This is a genomic window from Vibrio sp. 10N.261.55.C5 (assembly GCF_041470505.1).
Taxonomy (GTDB): domain Bacteria; phylum Pseudomonadota; class Gammaproteobacteria; order Enterobacterales; family Vibrionaceae; genus Vibrio; species Vibrio crassostreae_C.
Genome location: NZ_JBFRMS010000013.1, coordinates 84009 through 96180, shown reverse-complemented (window position 1 = coordinate 96180; position 12172 = coordinate 84009). Strand labels below are relative to the sequence as shown.

General features: G+C 45.6%; 11 protein-coding genes. 9 read left to right on the top strand and 2 right to left on the bottom strand.

The genetic code is table 11. The annotated features are described in order from the left end of the window. Window positions 1-22: 22 nt before the first annotated feature. Window positions 23-1762, bottom strand: a complete 1740-nt coding sequence (gene argS / locus AB4263_RS06675; RefSeq protein WP_372097942.1) for an arginine--tRNA ligase — start codon at window positions 1760-1762, stop codon at window positions 23-25. Between the two features lie 347 nt (window positions 1763-2109). Between argS and AB4263_RS06670 the strand changes: the two genes are divergently transcribed. Then, window positions 2110-2706: a VOC family protein gene (locus tag AB4263_RS06670; RefSeq protein ID WP_017070298.1), complete on the top strand. Its 597-nt coding sequence runs from the start codon at window positions 2110-2112 to the stop codon at window positions 2704-2706. 315 nt (window positions 2707-3021) lie between these two features. Here AB4263_RS06670 and purU read toward each other — a convergent pair whose 3' ends face one another. Next, a complete protein-coding gene (purU, locus tag AB4263_RS06665) occupies window positions 3022-3855 on the bottom strand; it encodes a formyltetrahydrofolate deformylase (protein WP_029235131.1) in 834 nt (277 codons plus the stop codon). Between the two features lie 301 nt (window positions 3856-4156). Here purU and AB4263_RS06660 point away from each other — a divergent pair, with 301 nt between their 5' ends. The 8 genes from AB4263_RS06660 to rnd all read left to right on the top strand — a co-directional run bounded on the left by AB4263_RS06660 (window position 4157) and on the right by rnd (window position 12145). Beyond that, window positions 4157-4357: a hypothetical protein gene (locus tag AB4263_RS06660; RefSeq protein ID WP_017062381.1), complete on the top strand. Its 201-nt coding sequence runs from the start codon at window positions 4157-4159 to the stop codon at window positions 4355-4357. A 160-nt stretch (window positions 4358-4517) separates the two neighbouring features. Then, complete coding sequence (locus AB4263_RS06655; RefSeq protein ID WP_372097940.1) at window positions 4518-6446, top strand: ATP-dependent DNA helicase; 1929 nt, start codon at window positions 4518-4520, stop codon at window positions 6444-6446. Between the two features lie 59 nt (window positions 6447-6505). Next, on the top strand, window positions 6506-7207 hold the full coding sequence (gene tsaB, locus AB4263_RS06650) for a tRNA (adenosine(37)-N6)-threonylcarbamoyltransferase complex dimerization subunit type 1 TsaB (RefSeq protein ID WP_048615073.1): 702 nt from the start codon (window positions 6506-6508) through the stop codon (window positions 7205-7207). A 72-nt stretch (window positions 7208-7279) separates the two neighbouring features. Continuing rightward, window positions 7280-7585 (top strand): hypothetical protein, encoded by a 306-nt coding sequence (locus AB4263_RS06645; RefSeq protein WP_017062378.1) that lies wholly within the window; start codon window positions 7280-7282, stop codon window positions 7583-7585. 35 nt (window positions 7586-7620) lie between these two features. Continuing rightward, window positions 7621-8181, top strand: a complete 561-nt coding sequence (locus AB4263_RS06640) for a Slp family lipoprotein (protein ID WP_017067373.1) — start codon at window positions 7621-7623, stop codon at window positions 8179-8181. 49 nt (window positions 8182-8230) lie between these two features. Continuing rightward, the gene (locus tag AB4263_RS06635; RefSeq protein WP_372058224.1) at window positions 8231-9082 is read left to right on the top strand and encodes an alpha/beta fold hydrolase; all 852 of its coding nucleotides are present in this window, start codon (window positions 8231-8233) and stop codon (window positions 9080-9082) included. Between the two features lie 106 nt (window positions 9083-9188). Then, complete coding sequence (fadD, locus tag AB4263_RS06630) at window positions 9189-10883, top strand: long-chain-fatty-acid--CoA ligase FadD (protein WP_017062375.1); 1695 nt, start codon at window positions 9189-9191, stop codon at window positions 10881-10883. 143 nt (window positions 10884-11026) lie between these two features. Further along, a complete protein-coding gene (gene rnd / locus AB4263_RS06625; protein ID WP_372097938.1) occupies window positions 11027-12145 on the top strand; it encodes a ribonuclease D in 1119 nt (372 codons plus the stop codon). Window positions 12146-12172 lie beyond the last annotated feature (27 nt).

Genomic DNA, 12172 nt, shown 5'->3' with positions numbered 1-12172 from the left:
CGAATCTCGAATCTCGAATCGCTTACATGCGCTCTAGAGTGTCGATACCTAGAAGCGATAGACCTTGCTTGATCGTCTTCGCTGTTAGTGCAGCAAGCTTCAGACGGCTCTGCTTAACAGCTTCGTCTTCAGCAACTAGGATAGGGCACGCTTCGTAGAAGCTAGAGAATTGACCAGCTAGTTCGAACAGGTAGCTACACATGATGTGTGGTTGACCTTCACGAGCAACAGACTGTACTGCTTCTTCAAACTGTAGAAGTTTCGCGATAAGCGCTTTCTCTTTCTCTTCAGTGATTTTGATTTCACCTTCAAGCGAGTCCATAGAAATGCCAGCTTTAGCAAATACAGAAGCAACACGAGTGTATGCGTACTGCATGTATGGTGCTGTGTTGCCTTCGAATGCAAGCATGTTGTCCCAATCGAACACGTAGTCAGTAGTGCGGTGCTTAGAAAGGTCTGCGTACTTAACCGCTGCCATAGCAACAGTGTTCGCGATCGCTTTCTTCTCGTCTTCTGCTAGTTCTGGGTTCTTAGATTCGATTAGCTGCGCTGCACGAACTTCGGCTTCATCAAGAAGATCAGCAAGACGAACAGTACCGCCTGCACGAGTCTTGAATGGTTTACCGTCTTTACCTAGCATCATGCCGAATGCGTGGTGCTCAAGAGAAACAGATTCTGGGATGTAACCTGCTTTACGAACGATAGTCCAAGCTTGCATTAGGTGTTGGTGCTGACGTGAGTCGATGAAGTAAAGTACGCGGTCTGCGCCTAGTTCTTCAAAACGGTATTTTGCACAAGCGATATCAGTGGTTGTGTAAAGGAAGCCGCCGTCACGTTTCTGGATGATAACGCCCATTGGGTCGCCATCTTTGTTTTTGTATTCGTCTAGGAATACAACCTGTGCGCCGTCATCTTCTTTTGCAAGACCTTGCTCTTTTAGGTCAGCAACGATAGTTGGAAGCATGTGGTTGTACATGCTTTCGCCCATTACGTCATCACGCGTTAGAGACACGTTTAGGCGATCGTAGTTGCGTTGGTTTTGAATCATTGTTACGTCAACAAGCTTCTTCCACATCTCTGCGCAGAACTCGTCGCCGCTTTGTAGTTTAACAACGTAGCCACGTGCTTTAACTGCGAACTCTTCGTCTTCATCGTAAAGCTTTTTAGATTCACGGTAGAAGCCTTCAAGGTCAGCAAGTTCCATTGAAACTTCGCCAGACTCAGCCTGAACGCGCTCAAGGTTTGCGATAAGCATACCAAATTGAGTACCCCAGTCACCGATGTGGTTAGCACGGATAACGTTGTGGCCTAGGAACTCAAGAGTACGAACGACCGCATCACCGATGATGGTTGAACGTAGGTGACCAACGTGCATCTCTTTCGCAACGTTTGGTGCAGAGTAATCCGCAACAATTGTTTGTGTTTCTGCTACTGCTACTGCAACACCAAGGCGAGAATCAGCCAATGCTGCGTCTGCTTGTTTGGCTAGGAAAGCTTCATCTAGGAAGATGTTTAGGAAACCCGGACCTGCGATTTCAACTTTAGACGCGATACCGTCTAGGTTTAGAACGTCCAATACTTTTTGAGCAAATTCTCGTGGGTTAGTGCCTAGTCGTTTAGCAACGCCCATAACGCCGTTTGCTTGGTAGTCACCAAACTGTGGTTTTGCAGATTGACGAACAGCAGCAGGAGAGCCTGCAGGTGCGCCAGCGGCTTCTAGAGCCTGAGATACTTTGTCATTAATAAGTGCTTGGATATTCACACGCGTTTCCTTCAATTCAAGGATGATAAGAGTGGCCGTTAATTCTTGGTCATTAAATTGGTTAATTATGCTTCTAGTTAACGATTTAATGCCAAAATCAGCAGCAGACTCTGTTTAAGTTCACAGAAATGGCGGTAATCATACCAATTTTGTGCGGTTTCTTATAGGTCGAATTGATAGAAAATTAACATTTCCTGAGTGGTTTTTGACAATCGACTTTTAGCAAGACGCGTTTGCATGTTTAAGGAGCGAAAAGAACATAGTTATTGAGTGTTTTTTGTAAAAGCAACGCTTGTTGCAAAAGGCAAAACTGATAACATGCAGCCATTATTTGGAGAACACAGACAATGATGATGAGCCTGAAGCAAGCTGAACTAGAACCACAACAAATGATCGCCCGCCTTGATACTTTTATGGCAAAAATCGAGAGCCTAGGAAATACATTAGGTTTGGATTTAAGCTTTGCTCAAGCGGATCATATTGCGCTGCGAATCAATGACACTGAGCTAGCGAAATCTGCCCATCAAGCGTGGTCTGAGTACGGCTCTATGATTTCTGAGGCGATGATTAATGGTCGTCCAATTGTGGTGTTGGCTTTCGATGAACCCTTGCAAAGCCTTGGCTGGAAAATTGAATGTTTGGAGCTGCCATATCCAGCAGAAGGTAAGATTTACCCAAGCCAAGATTGGGAACATGTAGAGTTTGTGATTCCTTCTCATGCCCAAACAGCTGATGAGTATCTAGCGGATCTTAAAGAAACTTACCCGCAGTTCGCTGCTAACTTTGAAACGCTGGGTGAGCAAGGCGTTAAGATCAAACTCTCTAGCCCGAAAGGCGAGGGTGAACGCTTGAATAACCCAACAGTGGCTTTTAAACATCAAGGGATTTGCATCAAGCTGCATCCACACTCTTTGAAGAAGATTGTGGAATCAGAACAGGCTTAATTTGAATAGAGAGTTGCTAGGAAAGAGATTCCTGATCTCGCCTTGGCTCGTCGGAATGACGGGGTGTTCGATGAAATTTTCCAGAGTCTATCTTTGGATAGTGACAGACTGAGCGTTCGAGAGCGTATGTTAGAGCCTATAGCTCGAAGGTTCATCACCGAGTTCGTCATTCCCGATAGCGACGAAGGAGCGTAGTCGGGAATCTCTCAAAGCGAGTCTGATCATCAGATACAAAAAACGCGCGATGGGCTTTCCCTATTGCGCGTTTTTTATTGGGTTCTAACTGGAAGTCTTACCGGAAATCGAATATCCGATTTACAGAATTACAGTCTTGTTGCCGTAAACAAACACATGATCATTGATCACCTTGTTTAACGCCTTACTTAATACATTCTTCTCTACGTCACGACCGGCTTGTGCCATGTCTTTCGCGCTGAAGTTGTGATCCACAGGGATAACATCTTGCTTGATGATTGGACCTTCATCCAAATCATTCGTCACAAAGTGTGCCGTTGCGCCAATGATCTTCACGCCGCGCTCATACGCTTGTTGGTATGGCTTCGCGCCAATAAATGCTGGCAAGAAGCTGTGGTGGATATTGATGATCTTGTGGTGGTATTTTTCAACAAAACCTGGTGTCAGCACTCGCATGTACTTAGCCAAAACAAGGTAATCCGCCTCGTACTGGTCAATCACTTCTAGCATCTTCTTCTCATGTTCTTCACGGTTTAGCCCTTCGTGAGAAACATGGTGGTAAGGGATGTCAAAACGCTCGGTTAGGCTTTGTAGAATGTCGTAGTTACCGACAACGGCCGCAATTTCAACGTCTAAGCTGCCATCGAAGTTCTTCATTAGAATGTCGCCAAGGCAGTGTGCTTCCTTGGTCACGAGTATCACAACACGCTTGCGAGACGAATCAACAAGCTTACGTTTCGTATTTGGTGGCAGGGCTTGGTCTAAATCGGCAAGCAAGGTTTCATCATTGAAATAGCCTTCCAGCTCGGTGCGCATAAAGAAGTGGCCACTTGTGTTATCTACGAACTCATTGTTGTGAATAATATTGAGTTGGTGCTTATAACAAATATTGGTGATCTTAGAGATGAGGCCCGGGGCATCAGTACAATGTGTTAGTAAAGTTTTTCTTTCCATTTGCATCTTACTTCCATGAAATGTTGCACTTATTATATGAAATAGGGATTCTTCAAATTTAATGCAGGCCGTCGAACGGTGAACTGAGCCGCAATATCACCGTTATAATTAATCTATTATCAAGTTGGTTTCAACAAATTCTGCTGCTGATTTATCGCTTTGATAAATTGTTTGATATAGAAATATCAGTTTTTAGATAGAAAAACAGGCAGAAGCTTCATTTTTAAAAGTTTTGACCGTAGTACGCATTTGAACTTCAACCGAGGCATTTACGCCTTGGCCAAAAATAGAGGTGATACTTATGGATAAAGAGTTACTAGCCAAAAAACTGTACTGCAAGCGAGTGAATTCATTGGCGAGAGGTACCGAATTAGATGGTCATGTTCTAGATGAAATGTGGGAAAGTAAGACCTCACCAACCGATGCAGCGAAAGCCATACAGCCTGGTGATAACCATTTTGAAGGTGCTCCTTGGCTATCACGTTATCTCAGTCGAAAATAAAAACGATTCTCTAATTCCTACTTCTTCAATTCTTACCTTCAAGGTAACTTAAGCCACGTCAAGCCAAACCAAACACCTCCGGTGCGAAGTCATTCTTGATTCGCGCCGGCTCACTAAACCTGCCATAATTCTCCTTCTCTTTTTCTAAACTTCGTACTCTATGATATCTAAAACGTTTTCTGCTGATGGCGCTCTGGGCAAAGCTATCCCTGGGTTTCAACCAAGACAAGCTCAGTTAGACATGGCTGAAGCGGTTTCACAAGCTATTGAAAATCAAAGCCAGTTGGTTGTTGAGGCTGGAACAGGTACTGGTAAGACGTTTGCTTACCTAGTGCCTGCGCTGCTTAGTGGCAAGAAAACCATCATTAGTACGGGGTCTAAAAACCTTCAAGAACAGCTGTTTCACCGAGATTTACCCTTGATGGTCGATGCGCTTGGCTTTTATGGTCAAGTTGCGTTGCTCAAAGGACGTTCAAACTATTTGTGTTTGGACAGACTCAGCCGCCAAATGATCGAGAGTCATGGTGCTCATACCGATCCAACTCTGCTGGCTCAGTTAGTCAAAGTTCGTAGTTGGTCGTCATCCACTCAAACGGGTGATTTAGGCGATTGTGATGATATCGCTGAAGACAGCCCAGTTATTCCAACCATTACCTCGACTAACGACAACTGCTTAGGCAAAGAATGCCCGAGCTACACTGATTGCTTTGTGCTTAAGGCGCGTAAAAAAGCGATGGATTCGGATGTTGTCGTAGTAAACCACCATCTATTCCTCGCGGATTTAGCGATCAAAGAAACCGGGTTTGGTGAGCTGATACCTGAAGCCGATGTGTTTATCTTCGATGAAGCGCATCAACTTCCCGATATCGCCAGTCAGTATTTCGGACAATCAGTATCAAGCCGACAAATCCAAGAACTAGCCAAAGACATTGAAATCGCTTACCGCACTGAAGCCAAAGACATGCGGCAGCTGCAAAAGGTTGGCGAGAGGCTCATTCAATCAGCCGCCGATTTACGCATTGTGCTCGGCGACACCGGCTTTCGTGGTAACTGGCGTGAAGCATTGAAGTCAGAGTCGATTGCGAGAGAGCTCGTGCGTTTACAAGATGCGTTGCAACTGGCTGTGGATGTATTGAAATTAGCATTGGGTCGAAGCCAGTTGTTAGACACGGCTTTTGAGCGTGCAACCATGATTAAGTCGCGTATCGAACGTGTGTGTGATGTGTCGATTACCGGTTATTCCTATTGGTATGACACCACGCCACGCCACTTTGCTTTGCACATCACGCCTCTTTCGGTTGCGGATAAATTCCATGAGCAGATTGAGCTAAAACCGGGTGCTTGGGTGTTTACCTCTGCAACTTTGGCTGTGTCGGATGATTTCGAACACTTTACTTCTCGATTAGGGTTAAAACCGTCGGCACAGTTTTCACTGCCGAGCCCGTTTGATTATCCGAATCAAGCGCGTTTGTGTGTGCCTCGCTATCTACCCGAACCAAATAGTCCCGGCTTAGCGGATAAGCTAGTAAGAATGTTGACCCCTGTGATTGAGCAAAACCAAGGTCGCTGTTTCTTCTTGTGTACCTCTCACAGCATGATGAAAGAGCTAGGCGAAAGATTCCGTGAAACGCTCTCGGTTCCAGTTCTGCTACAAGGTGAGACAAGTAAACAAAAAACCTTAGCCGAATTCATGGAATTAGGTAACGCATTGCTGGTAGCCACTGGCGCTTTCTGGGAAGGGATAGATGTTAGGGGCGACGCATTAAGCTGTGTTATCATCGATAAATTGCCCTTTACAGCCCCTGATGATCCTTTGTTAAAGGCTCGAATCGAAGACTGTAAGTTAAAAGGGGGTGATCCTTTTGCACAGGTGCAGTTGCCAGACGCTGTAATTACCTTGAAACAAGGTGTTGGCCGTTTGATACGTGATAAACGCGACAATGGCGCTTTGATTATTTGCGATAACCGCTTGGTGACTCGCGATTACGGTGGCATATTTTTGGCGAGTTTACCGCCTATCCCACGTACCCGTGACTTAGGGATTATTAAAGAATTCTTAGCTAAAGACCATTCAACCGCTGCTGAGTAATTAGCATTGTTGAGCTTAGCCATTATTTTTAGATTAGATAACGAATATTTGAGACACGAATGAGCGCGAAAATTCTTGCAGTAGATACCGCAACTGAAAACTGTTCAGTTGCACTAGTAATGGGTGACCAGGTGTTCGCACGTAGCGAAGAGGCTCCTCGAGACCATACGAAAAAAATTCTACCTATGGTTGATGAAGTACTGAAAGAAGCGAATGTCGCTTTAACCGATATCGACGCAATCGCGTTTGGCCAAGGCCCAGGCAGTTTCACGGGTGTGCGTATTGGTATCGGTATTGCTCAAGGCTTGGCTTTTGGTGCTGATTTACCGATGATCGGTGTGTCTACATTGGCAGCGATGGCGCAGGGCAGCTACCGTAAATTTGGTGAAACGCACGTAGCAACAGCGATTGATGCTCGCATGAGTGAAGTGTACTGGGCTCGTTACAGCCGTGAACAAGATGGTCGTTGGACTGCAGTTGATGCTGAGTGTGTTACACCACCAAGCGAATTAGCTGCGCAGCTTGAAGCGGATTCTGAGACATGGGCAAAAGTCGGCACAGGGTGGGAAGCGTATGCAGAGCATATGGACACACTAGCGATCAACACCAAAGCGTGTGAAGTGCTGTTCCCAGAAGCTCAAGATATGGCGTTCCTTGCTCAGTTTGCTTACGCAGAAGGTAAAGCGGTTGCAGCAGAAGAGTCTGAGCCTGTTTATCTTCGTGACAAAGTGACTTGGAAGAAACTGCCAGGTCGCGAATAATTTTTACAAGGTTCTGATGCAAATTAGGTCTAAATGCGTATTATTTAGATTTGAGAGGGCAGATATTTAGTCATGGTATCAATTAACAACTTACCTCCTTCTTCGATAGGCAGCACGTCTAAGCCGAATCGAATTAAAAAGAAGGAGCAGGCAAAAAAATCTGATGCTAGCACTGCGGTTGGGCAACCGACTAAGGTCGCTAATGCTGTTTCTCACTCTATTCGTCAAGTTAAAGAGTCTGAACTACACAAGGCTCAAATCCAGTATGATCTTCCAGAAGGCCGAGGACGTAAGGCTATGGAAGAGTATATGGATGTAATGAATCAGGCGAAGAAAGAAGAACTTGCAAAGCTTATCGGTGTCGATATCTACATCTAGAGCTTCTTATTAATGCCTGTTTAAGGACCAGAACCATGTCAAATTATCTCTCTAAATTACGCTTAATAGCCCTTTCTCTTGGTGTCTTGGTACTTGCCGGGTGTTCATCACTTCCTAGCGAACTTGAAGCAAAATCAGAGCCTGTAATTAGTGATTACCAACAGTGGGTCGACCAACTACCGGAGGCGAAAAGTGTTCGATTGGGTGGCGTTATCTCTAAAGTAACCAACTTGAAAGATAAGACTCGAATCGAAGTTGCTAATATGCCGATTTCGAGTAGCGGTAAGCCAGACCTAGACGCAGAGCCAAGCGGACGTTTTGTTGGTTATATTGAAGGGTATGTTGAGCCTCTAAGTTTTGCAGAAGGCCGTCTGATTACACTGGTTGGTCAGTCAAGCGGAAGTGAAGATGGAAAAATAGGGGAATACCCTTACATCTTCCCTGTGATGAAAGTGGACAACCAACGACTGTGGAACATCACTGAGCGTGTTGTTGTTAACGATTTTGCACCAACCTACTACTCGTGCAGAAGTTTACATTGTCGCAGTTTTCAAACGATGCCAAGACAAGGTCGAGTGATACAAGACGTAGAGTAATTAACTTTATCCGATGTTGATTACGCAAACAGATGGAACTACATGTTTGATGATTGAAAAGTCATACTCCCTCGCGAGCGGGACGCTTGCAACACAACAGATTGGCAACCCACAAACGACCGCAACGACGGTCGTTTTTATTCATGGGTGGTTGGATAATTCGTCCAGCTTTAATCAGGTTATGCAGCAAGTCGCCAAGTTTGCGCCCAATGCTCACCTTGTTGCTATCGATCTCTTCGGACACGGCTTCTCGTCGCACAAATCGGGAAGTTACTACCCATTTCATGATTATATAGATGACTTGCATCAGTTGGTGACTAAATTATCGCCAAACAGACTGGTACTGGTAGGACATTCACTTGGTGCATTGATAGCAAGTTGCTATAGTGCCGCCTTTCCTGAAAAGGTGTCAGGATTAATTCAAATTGAAGGTCACGGACCTCTTTCAGAAGCTCCCCAAGAAACGGTTTCTCGCTTGAGAGATGGGGTACTCAGTCGTCTTCGACAGCGAAGAAAGCCTTCACGTCCTCTGGCAAGCCTTGAGGATGCTATTAAGCTGAGAGCTCACGCCAACCAAATTAATGCTGAATTAATCGCTCCTATTGTTGAGCGAGGTATTGTCGAGTTCGAGAACTCTTGGCAATGGCGATGCGACCCTAATCTAAAATGTGACTCGTTATATCGAATGTCACAAGCGCACGCTGAAGCGATTATGGCGGCTATTGAATGCCCTCAATTAATAATCCTAGGCAATGATGGATTCCGACATTTGCAGCATAATCGCTACAAATCAGTGCATAGTCCTCTGCAAATAGAGACTGTTCCTGGTGGACATCATTGTCATTTAGAGAGCCCAGAGCTAGTTTCAGAGCTAATTCTTGGTGTAGTTAACAAAATTTAAACAAGTGTTTGAGCCTTTTAGTGCTCATGCACTAAAGCTGTGCTGTAATACCGCAATGATAAAAAGCGGCGAAGCAGTCGTCAGCTGATAAACGAGGAGTAACATCGTGGATAAACCTTGGCTTTCACGTTATCCAAGTGACGTACCAGAAACGATCAACCCAGATCAGTACCCATCTCTTGTAGAAATGTTTGAACAGTCGGTACAGAAGTACGCGGACCAACCTGCATTCGAGAACATGGGCTCGATTATGACATTCCGTAAGCTTGAAGAGCGCAGCCGTGCTTTTGCCGCTTACCTGCAGAATGACTTGAAACTGAAGAAGGGCGATCGCGTCGCGCTAATGATGCCAAACCTACTGCAATACCCAATTGCACTGTTTGGTGTATTGCGTGCAGGTATGATTGCAGTGAACGTCAACCCACTGTACACACCTCGTGAGCTTGAACATCAACTGAACGATTCTGGTGCAAAGGCGATTGTTATCGTATCTAACTTTGCGAGCACGCTAGAGAAAGTCGTTGATAACACGCCGGTTAAACACGTTGTTCTAACTAGCCTAGGGCAAATGCTGCCACGCGCGAAAGGGACAATTGTCGACTTTGTAGTGAAATACGTAAAAGGCATGGTGCCTAAGTATGATCTGCCGGGTGCTATCTCATTCAGAAAAGCGCTGCACAAAGGTCGTCGTCTTCAATATGTGAAACCGTTCATGGCGGGTGATGACATCGCGTTCCTACAGTACACTGGTGGTACAACAGGTGTAGCGAAGGGCGCAATCCTAACGCACCGCAATATGATTGCGAACGTACTTCAAGCGAAAGGGGCTTACGGTCCTGTTCTGCAAGAAGGCCGCGAGTTGGTTGTAACGGCATTACCGCTTTACCACGTATTTGCACTGACGGTGAACTGCTTACTGTTTGTTGAGATGGGTGGTCGTAACCTTCTAATTACTAACCCTCGTGACATTCCTGGCTTTATTAAAGAGCTGCAAAAGGTTCCGTTTACCGCAATTACCGGCGTAAACACCTTGTTTAATGCGCTAGTTAATAACGAAGATTTCCACGAGTTGGATTTCAGTAACCTACGCCTATCTGTTGGCGGCGGCATGGCGGTTCAACGCGCTGTTGCTGAGCAATGGAAGAAAGCGACAGGCATTCACCTATTGGAAGGCTATGGCTTAACTGAGTGTTCACCACTGGTAACGGGTAACCCATACGACCTGAAAGACTACACAGGTGCTATCGGCCTACCAGTACCATCGACAGAAGTTCGTATTGTTGATGATGAAGGTAAGGTTATTGCTAATGACCAAGTAGGCGAGCTACAAGTTCGTGGCCCTCAAGTGATGCAAGGTTACTGGCAGCGCCCTGAAGCGACCAAAGAAGTGATCGATCAAGACGGTTGGTTATCGACAGGTGACATCGTTAAGTTTGATGACGAAGGCTTGTTGTACATCGTTGACCGTAAGAAGGACATGATTCTTGTATCAGGCTTCAACGTCTACCCGAACGAGATTGAAGACGTTGTGGCTCTGCATGGTAAAGTGCTTGAAGTAGCAGCTATCGGTCAACCTCATGAAGTGTCTGGTGAATTGGTTAAGATCTACGTTGTGAAGCGTGACCCTAGCCTGACCAAAGAAGACATTATCGCGCACTGTCGTGAGCACTTAACGGGTTACAAAATCCCTAAATTAGTCGAGTTCAGAGATGATCTTCCAAAGACTAACGTAGGTAAGATCTTACGCCGCGTACTGCGTGAAGAAAACGATGCAGAACTTGCGAAACGCGCTAGCGAATAATTAGCCCGTTTGCGCGAAAGTACTGCACCAAAACCATTGAGGCGCTTAATCTAAGCGAGCGCTGAAAAATGGTGTTAGAATGCCGACAGTTAATGTCGGCATTTTTGTATCCGGCGATCAAATAGAAACCTGTGAGAGTTTTTGTGGATTATCAAATCATTACCCAATTGAAAGACCTTGAGCGAGTTTGCCAACAAGCACGTGAAGCCGATGTCGTTATGCTTGATACGGAGTTCGTTCGTACTAGAACCTATTACCCTCAATTAGGCTTGATTCAGTTATTTGATGGTGAAACGCTGTCACTGATTGACCCTCTTGCTCTTGATGACATGACACCGTTCGTTACCTTGTTGAAAGACGCATCAGTATTGAAAGTGCTGCACGCGTGCGGTGAAGATTTGGAAGTGTTCCAGAACGCATTTGGCTGTACACCAACACCAATGGTTGATACACAGATCATGGCGGCTTTCTTAGGTCATGGTTTATCAACGGGCTTTGCTGCTCTGGTTTCAGAGTTTGTCGGTGTCGATCTCGATAAGAGTGAATCTCGCACAGACTGGCTAGCGCGTCCGCTTTCTCAAAAACAATTGGACTACGCAGCAGCAGACGTGCATTACCTAATGCCAATGTACAACAAGCTTCTAGAAAAAGTGATGGAAGCTGGCTGGTGGGAAGCGGCTCAGCAAGAGTCTGATTTACAAGTTGCCAAGCGCATTCGTAAAGTAAACCCAGATACAGCCTACCTTGATATTAAAGGGGCGTGGCAGCTTAAACCGAAGCAATTAGCGATCTTACGACCTCTAGCAACTTGGCGTCTAAAAGAAGCAATCAAGCGCGATTTAGCGCTGAACTTTGTCTTCAAAGAACAAGACCTATGGGCTGTGGCGCGTTTTGCGATGAAAGATCCCAAGCACATGGAGCAAGAGGGTTTTGATTACCGCTCTGTGCGTCGCCATGGTGCGAAGATCAGCTCAATCGTAAAGTTAGCGGAACATACACCAGAAGAAGAGTACCCAGCACCAGTAGAACGTCTAATGGACTTCCCTGGCTACAAGCAACTCTTCAAAGTGCTGAAAGATGAAGTGAAAACAGCATCACAACACAGTGGTTTGGCGACGGAATTCTTGGCATCGAAGAAGCAACTTAACCAAATGTTAAGCTGGGTGTGGAAGCACGATCGTAACCCAGAAAAGCTGCCTGATGTTATGCAAGGCTGGCGTTTAGATGTGGTTGGCGAAAAGCTGAGTAAAGCGATCAAATAACCGCTTGCTGCTTTAAAGCCTAACTTA